This is a genomic window from Streptomyces sp. NPDC029152, assembly GCF_055564355.1.
In genome coordinates this window covers 53279-79293 of the sequence record NZ_JBVHWR010000018.1, presented here as the reverse complement: position 1 = coordinate 79293, position 26015 = coordinate 53279, and the positions used below count along the sequence as shown (strand labels likewise).

Below are 26015 nucleotides of genomic sequence, written 5' to 3'. Positions count from 1 at the left end.
GTGGCGTCGGCGGTGGCGGTGGCGGTGGCGTCGGCGGTGTGTCGGCACGGCACGTCCACGCCGGACGCGCCGGACGCCCCGGGCAGGCTCAGGCGTCGGGCGGCGGCAGGGCCCGGAGCAGGGCTTCGAGCGCTGCCCGGTAGGCGTGTTCCGCCGGCGTGGCGTATCCGACGACCAGACCGTCGCCGGCCGGCACGGCGGCCCGCGGATGGCGGAACCCGGCGAGGCCGTCCAGCGCGACGCCTTGCCAGGAGGCGGCCTTGACCGCGGACGCCTCCGTGCCGGGCGGCAGCCGGAGGACCGCGTGCAGGCCCGCCGCGATGCCGGTGACCGTGATGTGCGGGGCCCGTTCGGCGAGGGCGGTGACGAGCAGGTCGCGGCGACGCCGGTAACGCTGCCGCATGCGGCGGATGTGACGGTCGTACTGTCCGGAGTCGATGAGGTCGGCGAGCGTCAGCTGGTCGAGGACGCTCGCCCACGCCTCCCGCTCGCCCTTGGCGGCGAGCACGCCGTCGACGAGGTGCTCGGGCAGGACCATCCAGCCGATCCGCACGGCGGGTGACAGGCTCTTGCTGACCGAGCCGAGGTGGACGACCCGTTCGGGATCCAGGCCCTGCAGGGCGCCGACGGGCTCGCGGTCGTAGCGGAACTCCCCGTCGTAGTCGTCCTCGAGGACCAGGCCGCCGCTGGTGCGGGCCCAGTCGACGACCGCGGCGCGCCGGGCCGGGTGCAGCGGACCGCCCGTCGGGAACTGGTGCGCGGGCGTGAGCAGCACGCCGCGCACCCGTGGTCCCGCGGCCAGCTCGTCGACCCGGGCCCCTCCGGCGTCCAGGCCCAGCGGCACCGTGCGCACGCCCGAGCCCTCCAGGATCTCGCGGTGGAAACCGAGCCCGTACGACTCCACGGCGAAGGGGCCGCGCAGCACCCCGCCGCCCGCGCCGCGCGAGCCCGCGAACAGCAGCCGCAGCGCGTGGGCGAAGCCGGAGCACACCACGATCCGCTCCGGGTCGGCGCGCACCCCGCGGGCCCGTGCCAGATAGCCGGCGAGCGCGCGGCGCAGCTCGACGCGGCCGCGCGGATCGCCGGGCCCGAAGGCCTCGTCGGGTGCGGCGCCCAGCGCCCGTCGGGCAGCGGCGAGCCAGGCCGTGCGGGGGAAGGAGGCGGCCTCCGGGGTGCCCTGGCGCAGGTTGTGCGCGGGGGCGGCGGGCCGTTCGGGGGCGGGCTTCGGTCTCCGGGGGCGCGCGGGCGGCGCCGCGCGTTCCGCCACCCGGGTCCTGGAGCCCTGGCGTGCGGTCAGCCAGCCCTCGGCGACCAGTTCGGCGTAGGCGTCGGCGACGGTGTTGCGGGCCAGGCCCAGGTCGGCGGCGAGCGAGCGGTAGGGCGGCAGCCGGGTGCCCGGCGCGAGCCGTCCCTCGCGCACGGCGTCCCGCAGGGCGCGGATGAGCACCGCGCGGCGGCTGCCCGGACCGGACAGGTCCAGGTGCAGGTCGCTGCCGATGCGCTCCGCCGAATTGACCCATGATTCCGACATGGGAATGCACCTTAATGGAGGTCTTTCCCGACCGTAGATTCATGGTCATGACGAACAGCACGCACGCCCCGACCGCCGCCCCCGTGACCGCCGACGGCCCCGTCCCGCGCATCGACTTCGCCAAGGCCGCCCCCCGGGCGTTCAAGGCCCTCATCGGCTTCGACGCCGCCGCCCGCGAGGGCATCGACCCGGCCCTGGTCGAGCTGATCCAGATCCGCGCCTCGCTCCTCAACGGCTGTGCCTACTGCCTCCACATGCACACCTCCGACGCCCGCAGGGCCGGCGAGGACGAGGCCCGGCTGCACATGATCGGCGTGTGGCGCGAGGCCCGGAGCTTCTTCACGGAGAAGGAGCAGGCCGCCCTCGCCCTGACCGAGGCCGTCACGCTCGTCTCCCGCGGGGGCGTTCCCGACGACGTCTACGCGCAGGCGGCCCGTCACTTCGACGAGACGGAACTGGCCCGCGTACTCGCCCTGATCTTCACCATCAACACCTGGAACCGCATCGCCCTGAGCACCGGCAAGGTCGCGGGCGAGGACGAGCGGACGGCCCGCTGATGGCCACCGCGGGCGTCGCCGGCCGGGAGCGGGGCATCGCCTCCGGCATGGCGTCCACGGCCCAGCAGGTCGGCGGCGCGGTGGGGCTGGCGGTCCTGGTCGGCCTCGCCGGCCTCGGTGAGCACACCTCGGCGGCCGCCGCGGTGGACGGCATGCGCACCGCCCTCTTCACGGCGGCGGCGGGCATCGCCCTGACGGCGTCGGTGGCCCTCGGCTTCCCCCGCAGGACCACCCGCTGACCCGTGGCCGCCCGCCCGCCGCACCGCCTCACCGCCCGGCCCGGGTCGTCGTGCTCACCGCCCGACCCGGGCCGGGCGGTGAGGTGGTGGGGGGGACCGTACGGCGCTCCCCCCGCCGGGGTGCCGGACCGTTCAGGCCGAGCCGACCGGCAGCACGTCCGGCGACAGGGCCGCCGCGCGGGCCGTCGCCGCCGTCATGCGGCGCCGGTGGTGGCGCCGGCACAGGACCTCGTAACCGACCTCGTCCAGGGACTGGGTGACGTCGCCGACGACCACCTGGGCGCCCTCGACGACCATGACGCCGCCTATGGTCCGGGCGTTGTGCGTGGCGCGGGCGCCGCACCAGCACAGGGCCTCGACCTGGAGCACCTCGACGCGGTCGGCGAGTTCCACCAGCCGCTGCGAGCCGGGGAACAGCTTGGAGCGGAAGTCGGTGGTGATGCCGAAGGCGTACACGTCGAGTTCGAGGTCGTCCACCACGCGCGCGAGCTGGTCGATCTGCTCCGGCGCCAGGAACTGCGCCTCGTCCGCGATCACGTAGTCCGCGCGGCCGCCCTGGGAGAGGTGGTCGACGACGTGCGCGTACAGGTCGTGTCCGTCCTCGACCTCCACCGCGTCCGTGACCAGGCCGAGCCGGGAGGAGAGCTTGCCCTCGCCCGCGCGGTCGTCGCGCGTGAAGATGATGCCCGCCAGACCGCGGGCCGAGCGGTTGTGCTCGATCTGGAGAGCCAGTGTCGACTTCCCGCAGTCCATCGTTCCGGAGAAGAACACCAGCTCGGGCATGAGGGGTTGAGCACCTTTCGGCGAGGGGCGGCGGTGGGGTCAGGAACGTGCTTCGAGCAGGGGGACGAGCTGCTCGGCGGGGGTCATCGAGCCGTGGTTGCCGACCATCGACGACTCCCTCGGCTCCCGCTCGGAGGCGATGAGCAGGACGTCGTCGCGCGCGGCGGCGACCACGTCGCCGATGCGGCCGTACACCCGGTCGTCGACGCGGGGGCCGAACCAGCCGGCCTCGACCGCCTCGTCGCGCGAGGCGACCCAGAACTGCTCGCCGAGCACCTCGCGCCAGCAGGTCAGCACGTCGTCGTGGGCGCCGGGGACGGCGTACACGTGCCGGGCCCGGCCCTCCCCGCCGAGGAGGGCGACGCCCGCCTTCAGCTCCCAGTCCTCGTCGACGTCGATGCGGTGGTCCTCGTCGAAGGGCACGTCGATCATGCCGTGGTCGGCGGTGACGTAGAGGGCGCTGCGCGGCGGCAGCTGCTCGGCCAGGCGCTGGGCCAGCCGGTCGACGTGCATCAGCTGGCCGCGCCAGGTGTCGGAGTCCACGCCGTAGCGGTGTCCGGCGCCGTCGACCTCGGCGTAGTACGTGTAGACGAGGGCGCGGTCGGCGGCGGCCAGTTGCTCGGCCGCGAGGTCCATGCGGTCCTCCCCGGACAGCCGGCCGTGGAAGGTGCCGCCGCTGAGGGCGATCTTGGTCAGCGGGGTGTTCGCGAAGGTCGGCGAGGAGACCTGGGCGGCGTGCACGCCGGCCTGCTGGGCGAGGCCGAAGACGGTGGGGTACGGCTGCCAGGCGTCCGGTGGGGTCCACGGCTGCCAGCGCAGCTGGTTCATCAGCTCGCCGGTGTCCGGATTGCGCACGGTGTAGCCGGGCAGACCGTGGGCGCCCGGCGGCAGGCCGGTGCCGACGGAGGCGAGGGAGGTGGCGGTGGTCGCCGGGTAGCCGGCGGTGATCGGACGTCCGGTGCCGCCGCGCGAGCTGCCGAGCAGGGAGTTCAGGAAGGGGGCTTCGTCCGGGTGGGCCCGCAGCTGCTCCCAGCCGAGGCCGTCGATCAGGAACACGCAGTTCCGGTCGGCGGGGGTCAGTTCCGTGATGGCCGCGGTCATGCCGGGGACGCCGAGGCCGGCGGCCAGCGTGGGCAGCAGGTCGGCGAGGGAGCCCGTGCCGTACTCGGGCACGGGGGCGGAGTCGACGGGGAGCGGTTCCGGGTGGGTGTCCCAGGTGGTGTGCTGCGCCATCAGCGGGGGGAGTCCGCGGTCGCCTCGGAGAGGGCCTGCGCGAAGGCGAGCGCCTGGCGCACCGTCTCCGGGCCGTCCCCGGCCTCGCTGACGCGCAGGCTCAGGTCGTCGGCCGTCGAGCTGCCGGTGTAACCGTGGTCGGCCTCGCAGTTCGGGTCGCCGCAGGCGGCCGGCTCCAGGTCGAGGCGGGAGACGGCGCCCCAGCCGATGGTGAGCACGATCTCGCGGGGCAGGGTGCCCGGCTTGTACTTCTCCGGGTTGGCGACCACGCGGCTGACGACGATGGACGAGATCCGGCCGAGCTTGACGGACTCCGTGGACGTCGTGGCGTAGGGCGTCGGGGAGGTGTCGTCGGCGGCCTGTTCGTCGGTGTGGCTGACGATGAAGCGGTTGCCGGTGAGCACCAGCACGGTCACGTGCCGGCGCACCTCGTTCTGGTCGAACGTGGTCTCCTGGTGGACCAGGTACGACCGGATGGGCTCGCCGCCCACGGCGGCCTCCACCGCCTCGGCCACGAGGGCCGGGTAGTAGCCGCTGCGTTCGATCGCCGCTCGCAGCCCCTGGGTCGTCGTACTGGTCTTGGCCATGCCGTCCATCCTACGGGGGCCCGCTGACTGCGCGGGACGCCCGTGCGGTCCCCGTGCGCTGCCCGCGGGGCCCCCGGTCGGTCCCGGTGCGGCCGCGCGCGGCCGGTGCGCCGGAAGCCTCCGCGGACCCGGGGCCGTCCCCGTGCGGCCGCGCGCGGTCAGTACGCCGGGAGCATCCGCGGGCCGAGGTCGTCCCGGGCGGGCGGGGGCGCGAGGCGGACGGAGGCGCCGAGGACGCTCAGCCCGCGCGGGGCGACGACGACCGGCTCCAGGGTGACCGCGACGACCTCCGGGTGGTCGTCGACCAGCCGGGAGACGCGCAGCAGCAGTTCCTCCAGGGCGGCCGCGTCGACCGGGGCCGAGCCGCGCCAGCCGAAGAGGAGGGGCGCGGTGCGGATCGAGCGGATCAGGGAGCCGGCCTCCCGGTCGGTGACCGGGATCAGCCGGTGCGCCGTGTCGCCGAGGAGCTGGGTGGCCGCCCCGGCGAGCCCGAAGGAGAGGACCGCGCCGGCCGCCGGGTCGATGACCGCCCGGACGACCGTGTCGACGCCGCGCGGCGCCATGCCCTGCACGACCGGCCGCAGTTCCTCGGGCTTCCCGAAGAGCTCGGTCAGCTCGGCGTAGGCCCGGCGCAGTTGTTCCTCGTCCGCGAGGTCGAGGCGTACGCCGCCCAGGTCGGCGCGGTGGCGCAGGTGCGGGGCGGTGGCCTTGAGGGCGACGGGGTAACCGAGCGTGCCGGCGGCGGCGACGGCGTCGTCGGGGGTGGGGGCGGGCAGGGCGCGGTGGACGTGGATGCCGTACCTGCCGAGCAGCTCGCAGGTGTCGTGGGCGCCGAGCGCGAGGCCCTGTCCGCGCGCGAGGTGGCCGGCGATCAGCTCGGCGGCGCCCTTCTCGTCGATGTCGTCGTACTCCGGGACCTTGCCGGGGTCGGCCGCGTCGCGTCGCCACTGCGCGTAGGCGACGGCCTGGGCGAGAGCGCGGACGGCGCGCTCGGCGGCGGGATAGGCGGGTATGAGGCGGGCCCCTTCCGGAGCCTCGACGGCCTCGGCGGTCTCGGCGGTCCCGACGGGTGGCTCCGGCGCGGGGGCGCCGTCCGGGGCGCCCGGTGTCCCCGGGGGCGGGGGTCCCGGGGCGGCCTGCGGAGCGGTGCTCGCCGCGGCGGACAGGGCCTGGGCGAGACCGCCCAGCTCCACGTGCACCACCAGGACGGGCTTGTCGGGCACCGCGGCCGCCGCCGAGCGCAGCGCCTCGGCCAGCGCCGCGTCCCCGGCCGCCCCCTCCCCCACCGTCGGGATGGCGGTCACCACCACCGCGTCGCAGGTGTCGTCGGCCAGCGCCCGGGACAGGGCCGCGTGGAAGTCCTGCGCGGAGGCCGCCGTCGTCAGGTCCAGCGGAGGGTGCGGCCGCAGGCCCTCCGACAGGCACGCGTCATAGGTGAGCAGCCCCAGGGACTCCGAGTTCCCGAGGATCGCCACCCGTGGGCCGGCGGGCAGCGGCTGGCGCGCGAGCAGCAGCCCGGCGTCGACCAGGTCGGTGATCGTGTCGACGCGGATCACCCCGGCCTGCCGCAGCAGCGCGGAGACCGTCGCGTGCGGCAGCCGCGTCGCCCGTACGGCGTGGCCCTGCGGCGCGACGCCGCCGTGCCGGGCGCCCTGCACCACGACCAGCGGCTTGGACGCCGCCGTGCGCCGGGCCAGGCGGGTGAACTTGCGGGGGTTGCCGATGGACTCCAGGTACATCAGCGCGACGTCGGTCTCGGGGTCGTCGTACCAGTACTGGAGGACGTCGTTGCCGGAGACGTCGGCCCGGTTGCCGGAGGAGACGAAGGTGGACACGCCGGTCACGCCGGTGACCCCGCCGCCGCGCCGGTGCAGCCGGGAGAGCAGGGCGATGCCGATGGCGCCGGACTGGGCGAACAGGCCGATCCGGCCGGGGCGCGGCATCTCGGGGGCGAGGGAGGCGTTGAGGCGGATCGCCGGGGAGGTGTTGATGATCCCGAAGGCGTTGGGGCCGATGATCCGCATGCCGTACGTGCGCGCCTGGCGCACGAGGGTCCGCTGGCGTTCGCGCCCCTCGGGGCCGCTGTCGGCGTACCCGGCGGAGATCACGACGAGGCCCTGCACGCCGTGTTCGCCGCACTCGGCGACGACCTCGGGCACGTGCTCGGCGGGCACGGTGACGACGGCGAGGTCGACGGGGCCGTCGATGTCGCGCACCGAGCGGCGGGCGGGCACCCCGTCGATGTCCTTCAGGTCCTCGGGGAAGGCCTTGTTCACGGCGTGGAGGCGGCCGGTGTAGCCCGCGTCCCGGATGTTGCCGAGGATGCTGCGGCCGACGCCGCCGGGGGCGCGGCCGGTGCCGATGACGGCGACGGAGCCGGGCTGGAGCAGGCGCTGCACCGAGCGGGCTTCCGCGCGCTGTTCGCGCGCGTACTGCACGGCGAGCGAGCGGTCGGTGGGTTCCAGGTCGAACTCCAGGCGGACCACGCCGTCCTCGAAGCTCCGCTTCTGGGTGTACCCGGCGTCCATGAACACCTTGATCATCTTGGTGTTCGCGGGCAGCACCTCGGCGGCGAAGCGGCGGATGCCGCGCTCCCGGGCGACGGCGGCGATGTGCTCCAGGAGCGCGGAGGCGACGCCCCGGCCCTGGTGGGCGTCCTGGACGAGGAAGGCGACCTCGGCCTCGTCGGCCGGGGCGGAGGCGGGTGTTCCGCCGGCGCCGATCCGGTCGTAGCGTACGGTGGCGATGAACTCGCCGCCGACGGTGGCCGCGAGTCCCACCCGGTCCACGAAGTCGTGGTGCGTGAAGCGGTGGACGTCCTTGGCGGACAGGCGAGGGTACGGCGCGAAGAAGCGGTAGTACTTCGACTCGTCGGAGACCTGCTCGTAGAAGCTGACCAGGCGCTCGGCGTCATCAACGGTGATGGGGCGGACGCGCGCGGTGCCGCCGTCGCGCAGCACCACGTCGGCCTCCCAGTGGGCGGGGTACTCGTGCCGGTCCGGCGAGGTCTGCATGGGCCCCAGAGTACGGCTCGCGCACGACAACGGCGCGGGGCAGTCTGTGGAGGACGGAAGGTCGGGCCGAGGCCGCGGTCCGACGGCCGACCGGGCGGCGCGCAGCCGTCCGGCCATGCTTCATGATGTGGGAAACTGGTCTAGACAACCTGAACACCTGAAGGGCAGCAACACATGGCTGAGCGCCGCGTCAACGTCGGCTGGGCCGAGGGCCTCCACGCCCGCCCCGCCTCCATCTTCGTCCGAGCCGCCACGGCCACAGGCGTCCCGGTGACGATCGCCAAGGCCGACGGCGACCCCGTCAACGCGGCCTCCATGCTGGCCGTCCTGGGCCTGGGCGCCCAGGGCGGTGAGGAGATCGTCCTCGCCTCCGACGCCGAGGGCGCGGACGCGGCCCTGGACCGGCTGGCGAAGCTGGTCGCCGAGGGGCTCGAGGAGCTTCCCGAGACCGTCTGATGTGACGGCATGCCGAAAAGGCCCGCCCGGATCACCGGGCGGGCCTTTTCCCTGCCCCTTTTCCGGGCAGGGAGAAACGGCCCCCTGAATTGCCTCTCTTTTTGTGTACGGCACCCGTGTTAATTCCGCAGGCTCGTCATGTTCACGGGACGTTGCGCGTTCCTCACGCCGCCCGGGCGGTCGCCGGAGGCGAAACGCAGCCGGTGCGCCGCGGCCGACCGCTCGGCGTGCAGCGCCATGAGCGTCCGCGCGCGGTCGCCGTCGCCCCGCGCCACCGCGTCGACGACCGCGCCGTACCCGGCCCAGCGCTCCACCGCACCGGGCGGCGTGTCCACGACGTACATCCACGCGATCTTGCGGCGCAGCTGGGTCAGCATCGCCGTGAGGGAGGGGCTGCCGGCGGCCTGCGCGAGGGTGTCGTGGAACCAGCCGTCCAGCGCGCGCAGGTCCTCGACGTGGCCCTGCCGGGAGCGTTCCCGGCCCAGCCCGACCAGGCCGCGCAGCACCTTGAGGTGGGCCTCGGTGCGGCGCCGGGCCGCGCGGGAGGCGCCGAGGGGCTCCAGGAGCGTGCGGGTCTCCAGCAGGTCGGCGGCCTCCTGTGCGGTGGGCTCCGCGACGCACGCGCCCGCGTGCCGCCGGGTCACCACGAAGCCCTCGGCCTCCAGGGTGCGCAGCGCCTCGCGGACGGGGACGCGGGAGACGCCGTGGCGGCGGGCGAGCAGTTCCTCGGTGAGCCGGCTGCCGCGTCCGTGGACACCGGCGACGATGTCGTCCCGGATCGCCGTGCACACCGAGTGCGCCGGAATACGCATGCCCGACCTCCGCATTGATCCCCGTGAAACGCCGGCGATGGACGCCTTTTCCGTGACTCTAGGCCAATGCGCCGCGCTTTCGGACGGGCCGCGGAAATTCAGGGATGTCTTTCGGACATCCACGGGCCGGAAACGGAGCCGGAAAAATACCGGAGGCAGGGCGGGAAGACCGGAAGGCCCCGGCTCGGGAGCCGGGGCCTTCGGGATGTCGTACCGTCCGTCGTCAGACGTTCACGCCGTGGGAGCGGAGGTAGGCCACGGGGTCCATGTCCGAGCCGTACTCCGGGCTCGTGCGGGCCTCGAAGTGCAGGTGCGGGCCGGTGACGTTGCCGGTGGCGCCGGAGAGGCCGATCTGCTGGCCGGCGTCGACCGACTGGCCGACCGAGACGCCGATGGAGGACAGGTGGCCGTACTGGGTGTACGTGCCGTCGTGCATCCTGATCACGACCTGGTTGCCGTACGCGCCGCCCCAGCCGGCCTCGACGACGGTGCCGACGCCGACCGCGTGCACCGAGGTGCCGGTGGAGGCGTGGAAGTCGATGCCGGTGTGACTGCCGGAGGACCACAGGGAGCTGCCGGCCCGGTAGGCCGTGGACACGTAGGAGCCGGTGATCGGCGCGACGAAGGTGTTGAGGCGCTCGCGCTCCGCCTCGCGCGCGGCGCGCTCCTTGGCCTCGCGTGCCTCCTCGGCCGCCTCGGCGGCCCGCTCGCGCGCGGCCTCCATCGCCGCCTCGCGGGCGGCGGCGTCCAGGGCTGCCTGCTTCTGCGCGGCGGCCTGGGCGTCGATCTCCTCGGCGATGGAGTCGCCGATGGTGACGACCGGGGTCAGCCCGGTCTGCTCGGGCTCGGGCTCCGCGGCGAGGGCCGGGGCCGCGAGGGAGCCGACGACGCCGGTGGTGGCGAGGGCCGCGACGCCCGCCGCGCGAACGGTGGTGCGGTGCATGCGGCCGGGGCGGCGGTGCTTCCCGGTGGCGCGCGTGAACGCCATGTAGAGGCTGGTCCTTTCCTTCCCTCTCGCCTACCGGGTTAGCTGACGGGTTCGGAGCAGGAAGGTCTCCTACGGACCCCCTCGCCGAAGCGCGGGCGTCCGATTCACCCCAGGGACTGCGATGGGTCCCCGGCTCCCCTGGCTCGCGCCGTACGGGGACTCGGCGATGACTGTCCGGTGCCGCGGGTGCGGCGCACTGCCTGACGAACAGCCCGGACGACGCTAAACGCGGTTGTCTTCAATCCTCAAACGCAACAGGGATTTTGTAGCGCACGCCACAGGGCAGACGGGCAGCCTCTCCCCCAATTCGGACAAAAGACGGCCCCGGTGACGCTCGGGTCGCCGGGGCCGTCGCGCGCGCGTGCCGCTACTCGGCGGCCACCACGGTGACTTCGCCGATGCCGAGGGCCTCGACGGGCTCCTTGATCTGCGCCGCATCGCCGACGAGGACCGTCACCAGGCGGTCCACCGGGAAGGCGCTGACGACCGCGGCGGTGGCCTCCACGGTGCCCGTGGCGGCGAGTTGACGGTACAGCGTGGCCTGGTAGTCGTCGGGCAGGTACTGCTCGACCTGGTCGGCCAGCGTGCTCGCGACGGCCGCCGCCGTCTCGTACTTCAGCGGCGCCACGCCCACCAGGTTCTGCACGGCGACGTCGCGTTCGGCGTCGGTGAGCCCGCCCTCGGCGAGGGTGCGCAGCACCGTCCACAGGTCCTGCAGCGCCGGACCGGTGTTGGGCGTGTCGACGGAGCCGCTGATGGCGAGCATCGAGGCGCCCGTGCCGTCGGGCGCGGAACGCAGGACCTGCCCGAAGGCCCGGACGCCGTAGGTGTAGCCCTTCTCCTCGCGCAGGACGCGGTCCAGGCGCGAGGTGAGGGTGCCGCCCAGGCAGTAAGTGCCGAGGACCTGCGCGGGCCACACGCGGTCGTGCCGGTCGGGCCCGGTGCGGCCGATCAGCAGCTGCGTCTGGACGGCGCCGGGGCGGTCCACGATGACGACCCGTCCGGTGTCGTCGGCGGTCACCGGCGGCACGGGACGCGGCTCGGCGGCGGAACCGGTCCACGCGCCGAGGGTGTCGCCGAGCAGCGCGTCGAGGTCGACGTCGGTGAGGTCGCCGACGATCACCGCGGTGGCCGTGGCGGGGCGGACGTGCTTCTCGTAGAAGGCGCGGACGGCCGCCGCGTCGATGTTCGCGACCGTCTCCTCGGTGCCCTGACGCGGGCGCGACATGCGCGAGTCGGCCGGGAACAGCTCCTTGGACAGCTCCTTGGCGGCGCGCCGGGAGGGGTTGGCGAGTTCGTGCGGGATCTCGTCGAGCCGGTTGCGCACCAGCCGCTCGACCTCGCTGTCGGCGAACGCGGGCGCCCTGAGCGCGTCGGCGACCAGGCCCAGGGCCTTGGCGAGGCGCGAGACGGGCACCTCCAGGCTCAGCCGGACGCCGGGGTGGTCCGCGTGCGCGTCGAGGGTGGCGCCGCAGCGCTCCAGCTCGGCGGCGAACTCCTCGGCGGAGTGCTTGTCGGTGCCCTCGGAGAACGCGCGCGCCATGATCGTGGCGACACCGTCCAGGCCGGCGGGCTCCGCGTCCAGCGGGGCGTTCAGCGACACCTCGACGGCGACGACCTGCTGGCCGGGACGGTGGCAGCGCAGCACGGTGAGGCCGTTGTCGAGGCTGCCGCGCTCGGGGGCCGGGAACGCCCACGGCCTGGACTCGCCGGCCTCGGGCCGGGGGTGGAATTCCATGGTGGCGAGCTCGGTCACTTGGCCGCCTCCTCGTTCTCGTCGGTGGCGTCGTTCTCGTCGGCGGGGGCGGTCGGCTCGTAGACGAGCACCGCGCGGTTGTCGGGGCGCAGGCGGGCCTTGGCGACCTCCTGGACCTCCTCGGCCGTCACCTCGAGCACCCGCTGCACGGCGGTGAGGGCGAGCTGCGGGTCGCCGAACAGGACGGCGTAGCGGCACAGTTCGTCGGCGCGGCCGGCGACCGTGCCGAGCCGGTCGAGCCACTCGCGCTCCAGCTGGGCCTGGGCGCGCTCCATCTCCTCGGCCGTGGGGCCCTCCTCGGCGAACCGGGCGAGCTCCTCGTCGATGGCCGTCTCGATGACGGGCACCTCCACGTCACCGGACGTCTTCACGTCCAGCCAGCCCAGGGAGGGCGCCCCGGCGAGCCGCAGCAGACCGAAGCCGGCGGCCACGGCCGTGCGGTCGCGCCGCACGAGCCGGTTGTACAGGCGGGACGACTCGCCGCCGCCCAGGACGGTCAGGGCCAGGTCGGCCGCGTCGCACGCGCGCGTGCCGTCCTCCGGCAGACGGTAGGCCGCCATCAGGGCGCGCGCCGGGACCTCCTCCTCGACGACCTCGCGCAGCTGCTCGCCCATGACGTCGGGCAGCGAGCCGTCGCGGGGGGCGGGCTTGCCGTCGTGCGACGGGATGGAGCCGAAGTACTTCTCGATCCAGGCGAGCGTCTGCTCGGGGTCGATGTCGCCGACGACGGACAGCACCGCGTTGTTCGGCGCGTAGTAGGTGCGGAAGAACGCGCGCGCGTCCTCCAGCGTCGCCGCGTCCAGGTCCGCCATCGAGCCGATCGGCGTGTGGTGGTACGGGTGGCCCTCCGGGTACGCGAGAGCGGTGAGCTTCTCGAACGCCGTGCCGTAGGGCACGTTGTCGTAGCGCTGGCGGCGCTCGTTCTTGACGACGTCCCGCTGGTTCTCCATGGACTCCTCGTCCAGGGCGGCGAGCAGGGAGCCCATGCGGTCGGCCTCCAGCCAGAGGGCGAGCTCCAGCTGGTGGGCCGGCATGGTCTCGAAGTAGTTGGTGCGCTCGAAGCTGGTGGTGCCGTTGAGCGAGCCGCCGGCGCCCTGCACCAGCTCGAAGTGGCCGTTGCCCTTGACCTGGGCGGAGCCCTGGAACATCAGGTGCTCGAAGAGGTGAGCCAGACCGGTACGCCCCTTGACCTCGTGGCGCGAGCCGACGTCGTACCAGAGGCACACCGCCGCGACCGGGGTCAGGTGGTCCTCGGAGAGCACCACGCGCAGGCCGTTGGCCAGGCGGTGCTCGGTCGCTGTCAGGCCGCCGGAGCCTGCCTGGGCTGTGGCCGTGTGACCCATGGGCATGTACGTCCCTTCGATCGCGGAAATCCGGATGGAAACATCGGGCGGAACCGCGGAATTCCGCCGGTCCTGCCACTGTATGCAAGCGCGCGGGCCGCCGGTGGAGTTCCCGGACCTCGTACGCCGAGAGCGAGATCGCGCCGACGGCCGCCGGGGACGGGGGCACGGGGCGAGGGCGTACCCTGCGGGCAGCGCCGGGCCGGGCAGCCCGTGACGGGTCCTGGTCGGTCGCTGTCAGTGCCGCGGTCCACAATGGACCCCGTCAGATCACCGTTCACGCTTCAGCAAGGAGCCGGCAGCGATGGCCCGCCGTAGTACGAAGACCCCGCCGCCCGACGACTCGTACGAGGAGAAGATCCTCGACATCGACGTCGTCGACGAGATGCAGGGCTCCTTCCTCGAGTACGCGTACTCGGTCATCTACTCCCGTGCGCTCCCCGACGCCCGCGACGGCCTCAAGCCGGTGCACCGCCGCATCGTGTACCAGATGGCCGAGATGGGCCTGCGGCCCGAGCGCGGCTACGTGAAGTGCGCCCGTGTCGTCGGCGAGGTCATGGGCAAGCTGCACCCGCACGGCGACGCGTCGATCTACGACGCCCTGGTGCGGATGGCCCAGCCCTTCTCCATGCGCGTGCCCCTGGTGGACGGCCACGGCAACTTCGGCTCGCTGGGCAACGACGACCCGCCGGCCGCCATGCGGTACACCGAGTGCCGGATGGCCGAGGCCGCCGGCCTGATGACGGAGTCGATCGACGAGGACACCGTCGACTTCGCCCCCAACTACGACGGCCAGGAGCAGGAGCCGGTGGCCCTGCCCGCCGCCTTCCCGAACCTGCTGGTCAACGGCGCCTCCGGCATCGCGGTCGGCATGGCCACGAACATGCCGCCGCACAACCTGCGCGAGGTGATCGCGGCCGCCCGGCACCTGATCCGGTACCCGAACGCCGACCTCGACGCCCTGATGAAGCACGTGCCGGGCCCCGACCTGCCCACCGGCGGCCGGATCGTCGGCCTGCCCGGCATCCGGGACGCCTACGAGACGGGCCGCGGCACGTTCAAGATCCGTGCGACGGTGTCCGTGGAGACCGTGACGGCCCGCCGCAAGGGCCTCGTCGTCACCGAGCTGCCCTTCGCGGTCGGCCCCGAGAAGGTCATCGCGAAGATCAAGGACCTGGTCGGCTCGAAGAAGCTCCAGGGCATCGCGGACGTCAAGGACCTCACCGACCGCGAGCACGGGCTGCGCCTGGTCATCGAGATCAAGAACGGCTTCGTGCCCGAGGCCGTCCTGGAGCAGCTGTACAAGCTGACGCCGATGGAGGAGTCCTTCGGCATCAACAACGTCGCCCTGGTCGACGGCCAGCCCCTCACCCTGGGCCTCAAGGAGCTGCTGGAGGTCTACCTCGACCACCGCTTCGACGTCGTACGGCGGCGCAGCGAGTTCCGGCGCACCAAGCGCCGCGACCGCCTCCACCTGGTCGAGGGCCTGCTCACCGCGCTGATCGACATCGACGAGGTCATCCGCCTCATCCGCTCCAGCGAGAACTCGGCGCAGGCCAAGCAGCGCCTGATGGACCGCTTCTCGCTGAGCGACGTCCAGACCCAGTACATCCTGGACACGCCGCTGCGCCGGCTGACCAAGTACGACCGCGTCGAGCTCGAGGCGGAGAGGGACCGGCTCGACGCGGAGATCGAGGAGCTGACGCGGATCCTCGAGTCCGACGCCGAGCTGCGCAAGCTGGTCTCCGCCGAACTGGCGGCCGTGGCCAAGAAGTTCGGCACCGACCGGCGCACGCTCCTGCTGGAGTCGGCCGGCACCCCGGTGGCCGCCGTCCCGCTCCAGGTGGCGGACGACCCGTGCCGGGTGCTGCTGTCCTCGACGGGCCTGCTGGCCCGCACCGCGAACGACGAGCCCCTCGTCACGGACGCCCGCGCCAAGCGCGTCAAGCACGACCTGATCGTGTCCTCGGTGCCCGCCACGGCCCGCGGCGAGATCGGCGTGGTGACGTCCGGCGGGCGGCTGCTGCGGGTGAACGTGGTCGACCTGCCCCAGCTCCCGGAACCGCAGCCCGCGCCGAACCTGTCGGGCGGCGCGCCGCTGGCGGAGTTCGTGTCCCTGGAGGACGACGAGACGGTCGTCTGCCTGACCACGCTGGACGAGTCCTCGCCGGGTCTGGCCCTCGGCACGGAGCAGGGCGTCGTCAAGCGCGTGGTGCCCGACTACCCGTCCAACAAGGACGAGCTGGAGGTCATCACGCTCAAGGAGGGGGACCGGATCGTCGGCGCGGCCGAGCTGCGCACCGGCGAGGAGGACCTGGTCTTCATCACGGACGACGCACAGCTGCTGCGCTACCAGGCCTCACAGGTCCGTCCCCAGGGCCGTCCGGCGGGCGGTGTGGCGGGCATCAAGCTCGCCGAGGGCGCCAAGGTCATCTCCTTCACGGCGGTGGACCCGGCGGCGGACGCGGTCGTCTTCACGGTCGCGGGTTCGCGCGGCACGCTGGACGACTCCGTCCAGACCACGGCCAAGCTGACCCCGTTCGACCAGTACCCGCGCAAGGGCCGCGCCACGGGCGGCGTGCGCTGCCAGCGGTTCCTGAAGGGCGAGGACTGCCTGGCCCTGGCCTGGGCGGGCCCGGCCCCGGCACGGGCCTCGCAGAAGAACGGCACCCCAGCCCAGCTTCCGGACATCGACCCGCGCCGCGACGGCTCGGGCGTGTCGCTGCCGAAGACGGTGGCGGTGGTGGCGGGTCCCGCCTAGGACCTGCCGCCCGGGCCGGACCGGCGGCGACGGAGCATCCGGCACACCGCCGCGGAACCGTGTGCCGGGTCCGCGACCGGCTCCGTCGCGGCAGCCGAGGCGGTCGTCCGCAGGCCTTCGGCAGACGGACCGGCAAGCGGCGCGACGCGTCGAGCGGCGCGTCAGCCGCCTCGGACAGCGGCGGGGCGCCGTTCCCCGCCACGGCAGGGCCGCCGGGTCCCGCCGACCGCCGTCACGTCCTCGTGCCGCTCCTGATGCGGCCGTGACCGTCCGACCACGGCTCCTGGCCGGCGGGTGACGCCTTCGGCCCCGGCGTCCCCCCGAAGGGGAGCGCCGGGGCCGAAGGGCTGTGCGGGGAGGCGGGCGTCAGCCGTCGTACGACAGTCCGTGCCCGGCGCGGAAGAGGACCTTGGCCGGGTCGTCGGCCCGCTGGACGGGAACGGGCAGCTTGCCGCGCGGCTCGACCCGGCCGGCGATCACCCGGGCGGCGGCGCGCAGTTCGACCTCGGTCCAGCAGTAGGAGACCAGTGAGGCCGGGACGTCGCCGAGGTGGGCGATGTCGTAGGGGTTGCGCACCGCGAGGTGGACGACGGGGACGCCCGTCGCGAGCAGCCGGGACACCAGGGTGCGCTGGGCGCTGGTGGCGCCGACGTTGTCGGTGGTGACCACCACCGCGTCCCGCCCCCGCGTGGCGGCCACGGCCTCGTCGATCTTCGCCGCGTCGGGCGTCCGGCCGGTGGCGAGGTGGGTGGTGCTGTAGCCCAGTTCCCCGAAGGCCTTGGCCAGCTCGGGCACCGTGGTGCGGGTGTCGTCGGTCGGGAAGGCCGGGCTGGCGCCGACCACGAGCAGCTTCTTCTGCCTGCGGCGCAGCGGGAGCGTCTCGTGCTCGTTGACGAGCAGGGTGGTGGTGCGTTCGGCGATCCGGTCGGCGGCGATCCGGTGCCCGCGGGCGCCGACGACCCGGTCGACCTCCTTCGGGGAGACGTAGGGGCTGCCGCTGAGCAGGCCGACCTTGTCCTTGACCCGCAGGATGCGCAGGACCGACTCGTCGAGCCGCTTCTCGGTGATCTCTCCGCTGCGGACGGCGGCCAGGACGCCGTTGTAGGCGACGTCGATGTCCGGCGGGAACAGCAGCTGGTCGACGCCGGCCTTGAGAGCGAGGACGGGCACGCGGTCGTCGCCGTACTTGGTGCGCACGCCGCGCATGTTGAGGGCGTCGGTGACGATCACGCCGTCGAAGCCGAGTTCGTCGCGCAGCACGCCCTGGAGGATCCTGGGAGACAGAGTGGCCGGTTCGTTGCTGGGGTCGAGCGCGGGGACCTGGAGGTGCGCGGTCATGATCGAGTCGACGCCGGCGGCGATGGCGGCCCTGAAGGGCGGGGCGTCGATGCGCTCCCACTCCTCGCGGGTGTGGGTGATCACGGGCAGTCCGGTGTGGCTGTCCTCCCCGGTGTCCCCGTGGCCCGGGAAGTGCTTGGCGCAGGCCACGACGCCGGCCTGCTGGTAGCCCGTCACCTGGGCCGCCACCATGCGGCCGACCTCACGGGGGTCGGCGCCGAAGGAGCGGACGTTGATGATGGGGTTGGCCGGGTTGACGTTGACGTCGGCGACCGGGGCGAAGTTCTGGTGGATGCCCAGGGCGGCGAGTTCGGTGCCCGATATCCGTCCGGCGGTGCGGGCGTCGGAGAGCGAGCGCCCCGCGCCGAGTGCCATCGCGCCCGGCAGCTGGGTGGCGCCGCTGCCGATGCGGACGTTGGCCCCGTGCTCCTGGTCGATGGAGATCAGGGAGGGGACGGGGGTGGGCAGGGCGAGCGAGGCCCGCTGCACACCGTTCGTCAGGTCCGCCACCTGACGGGGGTCCTGGATGTTGTTCGCCCAGCCCGAGAAGTAGATGACACCGCCGATGTGGTACTTGGCGATGAGCTCGGCCACGGTGCGGACGCCGAGTTCCCTCAGGTTGCGGTCCTGGTCGAACTGGCTGGGAGAGGTCGCCGACGTGCCGTAGAAGTACGGCACGAACAGCTGGCCGATCTTCGCCTCGACGCTCATCCTGGAGATGATCTTCTTGAGGCGGCTGTCACGCCTGTGCGCGACCGCGGGGGTGGCCGTCACGCCCACGACGCCCGTCGCGCTCGCGGCGACCGCGGTCACGGAGGCGAGAACGGTTCGTCTGGACAGGCTCCGGTCCTGCATGCGGGCATGCTCCTTCCAGCCTTGTACGCCAAGGGAGTTGAAGGAAGTGGAAGTGCTCCGGACAGCGGGAAACGTAGCCCGCAGGTCACGGGCGGAGCAAGAGGTCTAGACAAAATAGGTCTAGACTAATGAGGGGGTTCCCCTGTCATATGCGCGGACATTCCGAACTCCTTCCCGGGGTCGAGAAGGACCCGCTCCAGGGCCACCGGAGCCCGTCGGCGGCCGGTCCCGACGCAGAACCCACGGCTCCGGCCCGCCGCGGCGCCGTCCCTTCGTCTCCCCCGAGGACCACCGCCGTCCCCCGTGCGCGACCCGGCCCGCGCCATCGACGCGTTCCGGATCGGACGTCCCGCGGTTCCGCCCCGGAAGCACCGGCCGGTGCGCGTTCGCCTGTGCGCGGCAGACCCTGGGGCTCTCGTCGGCAAGTCGGCCCCTCCCGAACGGCGCGGGCCGCACCGGACCGGCTTCGGTCACCGAAGCCTCGCCCGGTCACGGGCCGGACACGTCCCGGAAGGCAGGCGGCGGTTCCTCGCCGTCCGGCTCCGCCGGGTCGTCGGCCTCCGGGTCCGGCACGTAGCGCAGGACGCCCCACATGCCGTGCTCGTCGGCGTGCGGGGTGTCGCTGCGGCACGCGTCGAGTTCCTTGCCGAGCACGGCCGCGTCGATGCCGGTGCCGATCAGGACGAGCTGGGTGAGGCGGGTGTCGGCGGGTCCCCAGGGCTGCGGGTGGAAGCGCAGGAAACGCCCGACGGCGTGGACGGCGTACCGGTTGCGCGTGTCGTGCGGCCCGAAGTCCACGTAGCCCTTGATCCGGTACAGCCCCTCGGGCCGGCTGTCCAGGAACCGCATCAGCCGGCGCGGGTCGAGGGGCACGTCGGAGACGAAGGACACGCTGTCGTAGGCGGCGTGCAGGTGGCCGGGGTGCGCGTCGCCCGGTGAGTGGTCGTGCAGGTCGTCGAAGGACAGCTGCCCGATGCGTTCCTCGCCGGGCCGGCAGTCGAAGAGGAACTCCGGGTCGATGCGCCCGTGGACCGCGGGGAGCACGGCCGCGCGGTCGGTGAGGGAGCGGACGAGGGTGAGGACGCGCTCGGCGTCCGGGGCCCGGTCGGTCTTGTTGACCACCACGAGGTCGGCCAGCGCCAGGTGCCGGTCGATCTCGGGGTGCCTGGCCCGCGTGGCGTCGAACTCGGCGGCGTCGACGACCTCGACGAGGCCGCCGTACACGGTCTCCCGCTGTTCGCTGGCGAGCAGCATGCGCACGAGCTCCTGCGGCTCGGCGAGACCGCTGGCCTCGATGACGATGACGTCGATCCCGGCGTCGGGCCGGGCCAGCCGCTCCAGGTACTCGTCGAGTTCACCGGCGTCGACGGCGCAGCACAGGCACCCGTTGCCGAGCGAGACGGTGGAGTCGCCGAGGGCGCCGGCCACGGCCATCGCGTCGATCTCGATGGAGCCGAAGTCGTTGACGACGGCGCCGATCCGGCTGCCTCCGCTGCGGTGCAGGAGGTGATTGAGCAGGGTGGTCTTTCCGGAGCCGAGGAATCCGGCGAGTACGACGACCGGGATCTGCCGGGAAGCCGAGTGCTGCCCCACCATGCGTCCTCTCTCTCACCTGCGCGTACGCCGGCCCGCGGCAGGGCGCGTCCGCGGGAACGGAACTGCCCGCCCAGGATACGAGCAGGTGAGGCCGCCCAGAAACGGACGATCGTCTTCCCCTGGCCCGCCCTTCTCAGGCCACCGCGGGCACCCCGGCCGGCGCCGGAGGCCCCACGTACCGCGCCGCCGGCCGGATGATCTTCGAGTCCTCCGCCTGCTCCAGGATGTTCGCGCTCCAGCCCACCACCCGCGCCGCCGCGAACGTCGGCGTGAACATCTCGCGCGGCAGCCCGCACAGCTCCATGACCACGCCCGCGTAGAACTCGACGTTCGTGTGCAGTTCCCGCCCGGGCTTCAGTTCCGCGAGGATCGCCTCCACCTGCCGCTCCACCTCGACCGCGAACTCCACGCGCGGGCCCCCGAACCCCCGCGCCACCTCGCGGAGCAGCCGGGAGCGGGGATCCTCCGTGCGGTAGACCGCGTGGCCGAAGCCCATGATGCGGTCACCGGCGAGCACCCGCTCACGGATCCAGGGGTCGATGCGATCGGGCGTGCCGATCGCGTCCAGGGTGTCCAGCGCCCGGCTCGGCGCCCCGCCGTGCAACGGTCCGGACAGTGCCGCCACCGCGCCGGCGAGGCAGGCCGCCACGTCCGCGCCCGTCGAGGCGATGACCCGCGCGGTGAAAGTCGACGCGTTGAAGCCGTGGTCGACGGTGGAGATCAAGTACTGCTCGACCGCCCGCGTGCGCCGCTCGTCCGGCTCCGTGCCGGTCACCATGTACAGGTAGTTCGCCGCGTACGGAAGGTCCTCGCGCGGCTCCACGGGGTCGAGCCCCCGCCCGAGCCGGTACAACGCGGTGAGCAGCGTCGGTACGGCCGCGGCGGCCACGAGGGTGTCCTGTCGGCGCCGGTCGGCGTCCAGGTCGTACACCGGCCCGAACCCCTCGGCCGCGCCCAGCAGCGACAGTGCCGTGCGCATCCCGGCCAGTGGTCCGGAGCGTTTGCCGGCCGCGGCGATGGCGGGCAGCGCGCTCCTGACCTCGTCGGGCAGCCGCCGCAGCGCCGCGGTCTCGGCGGCGAAGGCGGCGCCGCGCCGGGCGTCCGGCAGTTCGCCGTGGACCAGGAGGTGCCAGACGTCCTCGAAGCCGCGGGTCCGCGCCAGTTCGACGGCCGAGTACTGACGGTAGTGGTAGAAGCCCTCGCGCCCCCTGACGTCGCCGACCTCGGTATCGGTGACCACGACACCCGCGAGTCCTCGCGGAACACTGACAGACATGATTGCCTCCCTGAGATCAATGTAACTGTCTATAGTTGACTAACAATCTGTCAATATTGATTGAATCAATGTATTGGCAGGAGCCGACCGGAGGATCGATACGGTGACCCCCATGCGCGATCAGGAACCCGGCCGTCCCACCGGCGCCGAGCGGCGTCTGACCACCCGGGAGGCCGCCGAGCTGCTGGGCGTGAAGCCCGAGACCGTGTACGCGTACGTCAGCCGCGGCCAGCTCGGCAGCCGGCGCACGCCCGGCGGCCGGGGCAGCACCTTCGACGCCGAGGAGGTGCAGGCGCTCGCCCGCCGCGGCCGGCGCGAGAGCGGCCCGCCCCAGCCGTCCGGTCAGGAACTGGCCGTCCGGACCCGCATCACGCTCATCGAGGAGGACCGGTACTACTACCGGGGCGTCGACGCGGTGGACCTCGCCCTGCGCCACAGCTACGAGGAGGTCGCCGAGTGGCTGTGGACGGGGCGGCTGCGTCCCGGCACCTCCTTCACCGCCCCGGAGGAGTCGGTGGCGGTCGCCCGCCGGGCCGTCGACGCCCTGCCGGAACACGCCGGCCCCGCCGACCGGCTGCGCGTCGCGGCCATCGCCGCCGCGGCGGCGGACCCGCTGCGCTTCGACCTGTCCGAGGACGCCGTGCTGGGCACCGCCCGCGTCCTCATCCCCACCCTGGTCGCCGCGCTGCCGCCCGTGCTGCACGAGCACGCCGGCCGGGGCCCGCTCGCCCACCGCCTGTGGACGCGGCTCAGCGGGCGTGCCGCCGACGAGGCGTCGCTGCGCGTCCTCGACACCGCGCTCTCCCTGCTCGTCGACCACGACCTGGCCGCCTCCACGCTCGCGGTGCGGGTCGCCGCGTCGGCGCGGGCGCACGCGTACGCGGCCGTGTCCGCCGGGCTCGGCGTGATCGAGGGCCCGTTGCACGGAGCGGCCGGCGGGCTCGCCCACCGGATGCTGCTGGAGGTGCTCGACCAGGGCAGCGCGGCTCCGGTGGTCGCGGAGGAGTTGCGGGCCGGCCGCCGGATCCCGGGGCTGGGCCACCGCCTCTACCCCGGCGAGGACCCTCGCGCGCGTGCCCTGTTCACCCTCCTGGAGGAGATTCCCGGGGCCGCGCCCGTCCTCGCGGCGGCCCGCGACGTCGTGGCCGTCACCGCCCGCCACACCCCCCTGCACGCCAACGTCGACCTGGCGCTCGCCGTGTTCACCGTCTCGTCCGGCATGCCCGTCACCGCCAGCGAGACGATCTTCGCGGTGGCCCGTACGGCGGGCTGGATCGCGCACGCGCTGGAGGAGTACGGGGAGCGTCCGCTGCGCATGCGGCCGAGCGGGCTGTACACGGGTCCGAGGCCGCCGCAGCCCCTGCCGGAGTAGCTCTCGAGCGCGGCTGGAAGCCACCGCGCCGCAACTCAGGTTAGGCTCACCTCTGTGAGTACGTGCTCAACCGTCTCCCGCGACCTCGACGAGCCCGTTTCGGGGACGGCACCCGTCGCGAGGACCTGGCTGCTGCTCGAACAGCCCGGCCCCTGGGGCGCCAAGGCGCTCACTTCGAGCCACCTGGATCCCGCGCTGGGCCGCGCCCTGGAAGCGGCCGCCAAGGGGACGGGCGTACGCGTCGCGCTCATCCGCCGCCCCGGCCGCCACGCGGACCGCCACACCCCCGAGGCCCGGCGGGTGTACGCCGCGCACACCACGCCGGGGAACGCGTGGCTGCACGGCGCCACGCTCACGGACCCCCGCCGGCTGCTCGACCTCGACTTCGCCGCGCTCGGCAGGGGCGAGAGCGGCTCCCTCGGCGCGGTGCTCTCCGGCGCTCCCCACACCGGCGATCCGCTCGTCCTCGTCTGCACCAACGGTAAGCGCGACCGCTGCTGCGCGCTCCTCGGCCGTCCCCTGGCGGCCGAGCTCGCCGCCTCCGGGGCCGAGGGCGTCTGGGAGGTCACCCATCTCGGGGGGCACCGTTTCTCCCCGACGATGCTCGTCCTGCCGTACGGATACGCGTACGGCAGGGTCCGGGCCGACGACGTCAGGGACATCCTGCACGGCGTCCGGGACGGTCGGATCGTGGTGGACAACTGCCGCGGGAACTCCGCGTGGGAGCGGCCCGGCCAGGCGGCCGAGCTGGCCGTGCGCTCGGCGCTGGGCGAGGACGCCGCGCAGGTGCTGAGCGTCGTCCGCACCGACGGCCGCGCCCCGCGCTGGGAGGTGACCGTGGCCCACGCCGACGGGCGGCACTGGCGGGTCGGCGTCGCCCAGGGCACGTCGCTGCCGGTCCGCCCGGAGAGCTGCGGGACGTCGGTCCTCGGCTCGCCGGCCCGGATGGAGGTCACGGCGGTCCGTGAGCTGACGGTGACGGCACTGGCGAGCTGAGACCGGCCGGGCACCGGAACCGTCCGGCCGTGCGCTCGCCCACGAGCCCCGTGGGGCGCCGCGCGCGAGATCCGCACCACACCCCGCCACGGCATGTCGTGGCCCCCACGTACCGTCATGGGTATGAGCTCCACTCCCCCCGTTCGCCGCCTGCGCCTCGGCCTGCCGCGGCGGGTGTTCTCCCAGGTGCTGCTGATGCAGGTGGCGATCGCCGCGGGAGTCGCGGTACTCGCGACCGGGCTGTTCCTGGCACCGCTCGGCGACCAGCTGGACGACCAGGCGATGCGCCGGGCCCTCGCGATCGCGCAGACCACCGCGCAGCAGCCGCAGATCGTCCGGGACCTGCGCGGCACCCCTCCGACGCCGGACGGCCCGGTGCAGCGGGAGGCGGAGCGGATCCGCGAGGCGACCAGCGCGGAGTACGTCGTCGTGATGGACCGGCAGGGAGTGCGCTGGTCGCACACCGACCCGGCGCGGATCGGCTCGGTCGTGTCCACCGATCCCGGGCAGGCCCTGGCCGGCCGTGAGGTCATGGAGATCGACGACGGCACCCTGGGCCGTTCCGCGCGCGGCAAGGTCCCCCTGCGCGACGGCGAGGGCCACGTCGTCGGGGCGGTCTCGGTGGGCATCGCGTACGACAGTGTCCGGGCCCGGCTGCTCCACGCCATTCCCGGGCTGCTCGCCTACGCCGGAGGCGCCCTGGCCGTCGGCGCGCTGGCGGCCTGGCTCATCGCACGCCGGGTCCAGCGGCAGACCCGGGACCTGGCCTTCTCGGACATCGCGGGGCTGCTCGCGGAGCGCGAGGCCATGCTGCACGGCATCCGGGAGGGCGTCGTCGCCCTGGACCGCGGCGGCCGGGTCCGGCTCCTCAACGACGAGGCGCAGCGCCTGCTGGGCATCGGCCCGGAGGCCGTCGGCCGCTCCCCCGACGAGGCGCTCGGCGCGGGCCGTACCGCCGACGTCCTGGCCGGGCGGGTGACCGGCACCGACCTGCTGACCGTGCGCGGCCAGCGGGTGCTGGTCGCCAACCGGATGCCCACCGACGACGGCGGCGCCGTCGCCACCCTGCGCGACCGCACCGAGCTGGAGCAGCTCGGCCGGGAGCTGGACTCGACGCGAGGCCTGATCGACGCCCTGCGCGCACAGGACCACGAGCACGCCAACCGCATGCACACGCTGCTGGGACTGCTCGAGCTGGAGATGTACGACGACGCCGTGGAGTTCGTCGGCGAGGTGGTCGGCGACCACCGGGCCACCGCGGAGCAGATCACCGAGCGGATCCGGGACCCGCTGCTCGCCGCCCTGCTGGTCGGCAAGGCGACCGTCGCGGCCGAGCGGCAGGTCGCCCTGCGGGTGTCGGACCGGACGTGCCTGCCGGACCGCCTGGTCGACCCGAGGGGACTCGTCACGGTCGTCGGCAACCTGGTCGACAACGCGCTGGACGCCGTCGCGGGCGCACCGCACGCGCGCGTGGAGGTCGAACTGCGCGCGGAGGGCCGCGCCGTGACGCTCACGGTGCGCGACACGGGGCCGGGAGTCCCCCCGGAACACCGCGAGCTGGTGTTCACGGAGGGGTGGTCCACCAAGGAACCGCCGGCGCACCGCCGGCGCGGCATCGGGCTGTCCCTGGTGCGCAGGCTCGCGCAGCGGCAGGGAGGCGACGCCGTCGTCCGCACGGCGCACGGCGGCGGCGCGGAGTTCGTCGTCGTCCTGCCCGAGGCACTGACCGAGGCGGACCCGCATCCCGCGCCCGCCGCCCCTGCGCGTCCCGGGCCCGGCAGCACCGTCCCCGTGAACACCGCCACCGAGGAAGAGTCCCGATGATCGAGGTCCTGGTCGTGGACGACGACACGCGGGTCGCGCGGGTCAACGCCGCCTACGTCGAGAAGGTGCCGGGCTTCCACGTGGCCGGCGAGGCGCACAGCGCGACGGAGGCGCTGCGCCGCGTGGAGACCCTGCCCCGCCTGGACCTGATCCTGCTGGACCACTACCTGCCCGACCGGACCGGTCTGGAGGTCGTCCGGGAGATGCGGCGACGCGGCCACCAGACCGACGTGATCATGGTGACGGCGGCGCGGGACGTGTCGACCGTCCAGGCGGCGATGCGCCAGGGCGCCCTGCAGTACCTCGTCAAGCCGTTCGCCTTCGCGGGCCTGCGCGCCAAGCTGGAGGCCTACGCGGAGCTGCGCCGCACCCTCGACGGCGGAGGCGAGGCGGAGCAGGCGGAGGTGGACCGCATCTTCGGCGCCCTGTCCGCGCCGTCGGAGCCGGGACTGCCCAAGGGACACTCCCCCACCACCGCCGAGCTGGTGCGCCGGTGCCTGATGGACGCCGACGGGCCGCTGTCCGCCCAGGAGATCGCCGAGCGGACCGGGGTGAGCCGCCAGACCGCCCAGCGCTATCTGAAGCTCCTGGAGCGCACGGGGCGGGCCAGGCTGACCCTCAAGTACGGCGACGCCGGCCGTCCGGAACACCGTTACCAGTGGGCCACCCGCGCCTGAGGGCGCCGGGCGCCGCCCGGG

Annotated in this window: 20 protein-coding genes and 1 riboswitch; of the genes, 8 read left to right on the top strand and 12 right to left on the bottom strand. The window is 73.9% G+C overall.

Annotated elements, in window-relative coordinates:
• Positions 1 to 88: 88 nt before the first annotated feature.
• Positions 89 to 1531: a MocR-like pyridoxine biosynthesis transcription factor PdxR gene (gene pdxR, locus ACZ4V6_RS29815; protein ID WP_467833495.1), complete on the bottom strand. Its 1443-nt coding sequence runs from the start codon at positions 1529 to 1531 to the stop codon at positions 89 to 91.
• 41 nt (positions 1532 to 1572) lie between these two features.
• Here pdxR and ACZ4V6_RS29810 point away from each other — a divergent pair, with 41 nt between their 5' ends.
• Both ACZ4V6_RS29810 and ACZ4V6_RS29805 read left to right on the top strand, forming a co-directional pair.
• Positions 1573 to 2088 (top strand): carboxymuconolactone decarboxylase family protein, encoded by a 516-nt coding sequence (locus ACZ4V6_RS29810; RefSeq protein ID WP_467833493.1) that lies wholly within the window; start codon positions 1573 to 1575, stop codon positions 2086 to 2088.
• Positions 2088 to 2327, top strand: coding sequence for a hypothetical protein (locus tag ACZ4V6_RS29805; protein WP_467833491.1), 240 nt, complete (start codon positions 2088 to 2090; stop codon positions 2325 to 2327). Before ACZ4V6_RS29810 ends, ACZ4V6_RS29805 begins: the two co-directional genes overlap by 1 nt.
• 132 nt (positions 2328 to 2459) lie before the next feature.
• Here the strand turns inward: ACZ4V6_RS29805 and ACZ4V6_RS29800 are convergent, their stop codons facing one another.
• The 4 genes from ACZ4V6_RS29800 to ACZ4V6_RS29785 form a co-directional block, all read right to left on the bottom strand.
• Entirely contained in the window at positions 2460 to 3110 is a 651-nt protein-coding gene (locus ACZ4V6_RS29800) for a thymidine kinase (RefSeq protein ID WP_467833490.1), read from the bottom strand.
• 39 nt (positions 3111 to 3149) lie between these two features.
• Positions 3150 to 4343, bottom strand: coding sequence for an alkaline phosphatase family protein (locus tag ACZ4V6_RS29795; RefSeq protein WP_467833489.1), 1194 nt, complete (start codon positions 4341 to 4343; stop codon positions 3150 to 3152).
• Positions 4343 to 4930 carry a DUF5998 family protein gene (locus ACZ4V6_RS29790; RefSeq protein WP_239763714.1) on the bottom strand — a complete coding sequence of 196 codons (588 nt, stop codon included), beginning with the start codon at positions 4928 to 4930 and terminating at the stop codon, positions 4343 to 4345. Before ACZ4V6_RS29790 ends, ACZ4V6_RS29795 begins: the two co-directional genes overlap by 1 nt.
• A 158-nt stretch (positions 4931 to 5088) precedes the next feature.
• A complete protein-coding gene (locus tag ACZ4V6_RS29785; protein WP_467833487.1) occupies positions 5089 to 7944 on the bottom strand; it encodes a bifunctional acetate--CoA ligase family protein/GNAT family N-acetyltransferase in 2856 nt (951 codons plus the stop codon).
• A 174-nt stretch (positions 7945 to 8118) separates the two neighbouring features.
• Between ACZ4V6_RS29785 and ACZ4V6_RS29780 the strand changes: the two genes are divergently transcribed.
• Entirely contained in the window at positions 8119 to 8400 is a 282-nt protein-coding gene (locus ACZ4V6_RS29780) for an HPr family phosphocarrier protein (protein ID WP_358784544.1), read from the top strand.
• A gap of 119 nt (positions 8401 to 8519) precedes the next feature.
• On the opposite strand, the gene ACZ4V6_RS29775 is transcribed toward ACZ4V6_RS29780, so the two are convergent.
• The 4 genes from ACZ4V6_RS29775 to ACZ4V6_RS29760 all read right to left on the bottom strand — a co-directional run bounded on the left by ACZ4V6_RS29775 (position 8520) and on the right by ACZ4V6_RS29760 (position 13305).
• Positions 8520 to 9212, bottom strand: a complete 693-nt coding sequence (locus tag ACZ4V6_RS29775; RefSeq protein WP_467833485.1) for a GntR family transcriptional regulator — start codon at positions 9210 to 9212, stop codon at positions 8520 to 8522.
• A gap of 223 nt (positions 9213 to 9435) precedes the next feature.
• Positions 9436 to 10200, bottom strand: coding sequence for a M23 family metallopeptidase (locus ACZ4V6_RS29770; RefSeq protein ID WP_467833483.1), 765 nt, complete (start codon positions 10198 to 10200; stop codon positions 9436 to 9438).
• 12 nt (positions 10201 to 10212) lie between these two features.
• A riboswitch (cyclic di-AMP (ydaO/yuaA leader) is annotated at positions 10213 to 10376 on the bottom strand.
• Positions 10377 to 10567: 191 nt separating this feature from the next.
• Positions 10568 to 11956, bottom strand: a complete 1389-nt coding sequence (locus ACZ4V6_RS29765) for a M16 family metallopeptidase (protein WP_467833482.1) — start codon at positions 11954 to 11956, stop codon at positions 10568 to 10570.
• A complete protein-coding gene (locus tag ACZ4V6_RS29760) occupies positions 11953 to 13305 on the bottom strand; it encodes a M16 family metallopeptidase (protein WP_403522048.1) in 1353 nt (450 codons plus the stop codon). Before ACZ4V6_RS29760 ends, ACZ4V6_RS29765 begins: the two co-directional genes overlap by 4 nt.
• Before the next feature lie 298 nt (positions 13306 to 13603).
• Here ACZ4V6_RS29760 and ACZ4V6_RS29755 point away from each other — a divergent pair, with 298 nt between their 5' ends.
• Positions 13604 to 16060 (top strand): DNA gyrase/topoisomerase IV subunit A, encoded by a 2457-nt coding sequence (locus tag ACZ4V6_RS29755; RefSeq protein ID WP_467833480.1) that lies wholly within the window; start codon positions 13604 to 13606, stop codon positions 16058 to 16060.
• A gap of 366 nt (positions 16061 to 16426) precedes the next feature.
• On the opposite strand, the gene ACZ4V6_RS29750 is transcribed toward ACZ4V6_RS29755, so the two are convergent.
• The 3 genes from ACZ4V6_RS29750 to ACZ4V6_RS29740 form a co-directional block, all read right to left on the bottom strand.
• Entirely contained in the window at positions 16427 to 18253 is a 1827-nt protein-coding gene (locus ACZ4V6_RS29750; protein ID WP_467833478.1) for a glycoside hydrolase family 3 protein, read from the bottom strand.
• Positions 18254 to 18742: 489 nt separating this feature from the next.
• Positions 18743 to 19849, bottom strand: a complete 1107-nt coding sequence (locus ACZ4V6_RS29745; RefSeq protein ID WP_467833476.1) for a CobW family GTP-binding protein — start codon at positions 19847 to 19849, stop codon at positions 18743 to 18745.
• A gap of 133 nt (positions 19850 to 19982) precedes the next feature.
• Positions 19983 to 21125 carry a citrate synthase/methylcitrate synthase gene (locus ACZ4V6_RS29740; RefSeq protein WP_467833474.1) on the bottom strand — a complete coding sequence of 381 codons (1143 nt, stop codon included), beginning with the start codon at positions 21123 to 21125 and terminating at the stop codon, positions 19983 to 19985.
• Positions 21126 to 21237: 112 nt separating this feature from the next.
• On the opposite strand from ACZ4V6_RS29740, the gene ACZ4V6_RS29735 reads away from it, so the two are divergent.
• From ACZ4V6_RS29735 to ACZ4V6_RS29720, 4 genes are all read left to right on the top strand, one after another.
• A complete protein-coding gene (locus ACZ4V6_RS29735) occupies positions 21238 to 22497 on the top strand; it encodes a citrate/2-methylcitrate synthase (protein ID WP_467833473.1) in 1260 nt (419 codons plus the stop codon).
• Between the two features lie 54 nt (positions 22498 to 22551).
• The gene (locus ACZ4V6_RS29730; protein ID WP_467833471.1) at positions 22552 to 23493 is read left to right on the top strand and encodes a sucrase ferredoxin; all 942 of its coding nucleotides are present in this window, start codon (positions 22552 to 22554) and stop codon (positions 23491 to 23493) included.
• A 123-nt stretch (positions 23494 to 23616) separates the two neighbouring features.
• Entirely contained in the window at positions 23617 to 25317 is a 1701-nt protein-coding gene (locus tag ACZ4V6_RS29725) for a sensor histidine kinase (RefSeq protein ID WP_467833469.1), read from the top strand.
• Positions 25314 to 25994 (top strand): response regulator, encoded by a 681-nt coding sequence (locus ACZ4V6_RS29720; protein ID WP_467833467.1) that lies wholly within the window; start codon positions 25314 to 25316, stop codon positions 25992 to 25994. Before ACZ4V6_RS29725 ends, ACZ4V6_RS29720 begins: the two co-directional genes overlap by 4 nt.
• Positions 25995 to 26015 lie beyond the last annotated feature (21 nt).

Coding starts and splice junctions, on each gene's coding strand:
- ACZ4V6_RS29755 (WP_467833480.1), top strand. CDS start 13,604: ATGGCCCGCCGTAGTACGAAGACCCCGCCGCCCGACGACTCGTACGAG.
- ACZ4V6_RS29800 (WP_467833490.1), bottom strand. CDS start 3,110: ATGCCCGAGCTGGTGTTCTTCTCCGGAACGATGGACTGCGGGAAGTCG.
- ACZ4V6_RS29795 (WP_467833489.1), bottom strand. CDS start 4,343: ATGGCGCAGCACACCACCTGGGACACCCACCCGGAACCGCTCCCCGTC.
- ACZ4V6_RS29785 (WP_467833487.1), bottom strand. CDS start 7,944: ATGCAGACCTCGCCGGACCGGCACGAGTACCCCGCCCACTGGGAGGCC.
- ACZ4V6_RS29745 (WP_467833476.1), bottom strand. CDS start 19,849: ATGGTGGGGCAGCACTCGGCTTCCCGGCAGATCCCGGTCGTCGTACTC.
- ACZ4V6_RS29735 (WP_467833473.1), top strand. CDS start 21,238: ATGCGCGATCAGGAACCCGGCCGTCCCACCGGCGCCGAGCGGCGTCTG.
- ACZ4V6_RS29790 (WP_239763714.1), bottom strand. CDS start 4,930: ATGGCCAAGACCAGTACGACGACCCAGGGGCTGCGAGCGGCGATCGAA.
- ACZ4V6_RS29780 (WP_358784544.1), top strand. CDS start 8,119: ATGGCTGAGCGCCGCGTCAACGTCGGCTGGGCCGAGGGCCTCCACGCC.
- ACZ4V6_RS29770 (WP_467833483.1), bottom strand. CDS start 10,200: ATGGCGTTCACGCGCGCCACCGGGAAGCACCGCCGCCCCGGCCGCATG.
- ACZ4V6_RS29725 (WP_467833469.1), top strand. CDS start 23,617: ATGAGCTCCACTCCCCCCGTTCGCCGCCTGCGCCTCGGCCTGCCGCGG.
- ACZ4V6_RS29760 (WP_403522048.1), bottom strand. CDS start 13,305: ATGCCCATGGGTCACACGGCCACAGCCCAGGCAGGCTCCGGCGGCCTG.
- pdxR (WP_467833495.1), bottom strand. CDS start 1,531: ATGTCGGAATCATGGGTCAATTCGGCGGAGCGCATCGGCAGCGACCTG.
- ACZ4V6_RS29810 (WP_467833493.1), top strand. CDS start 1,573: ATGGTCATGACGAACAGCACGCACGCCCCGACCGCCGCCCCCGTGACC.
- ACZ4V6_RS29775 (WP_467833485.1), bottom strand. CDS start 9,212: ATGCGTATTCCGGCGCACTCGGTGTGCACGGCGATCCGGGACGACATC.
- ACZ4V6_RS29740 (WP_467833474.1), bottom strand. CDS start 21,125: ATGTCTGTCAGTGTTCCGCGAGGACTCGCGGGTGTCGTGGTCACCGAT.
- ACZ4V6_RS29720 (WP_467833467.1), top strand. CDS start 25,314: ATGATCGAGGTCCTGGTCGTGGACGACGACACGCGGGTCGCGCGGGTC.
- ACZ4V6_RS29750 (WP_467833478.1), bottom strand. CDS start 18,253: ATGCAGGACCGGAGCCTGTCCAGACGAACCGTTCTCGCCTCCGTGACC.
- ACZ4V6_RS29805 (WP_467833491.1), top strand. CDS start 2,088: ATGGCCACCGCGGGCGTCGCCGGCCGGGAGCGGGGCATCGCCTCCGGC.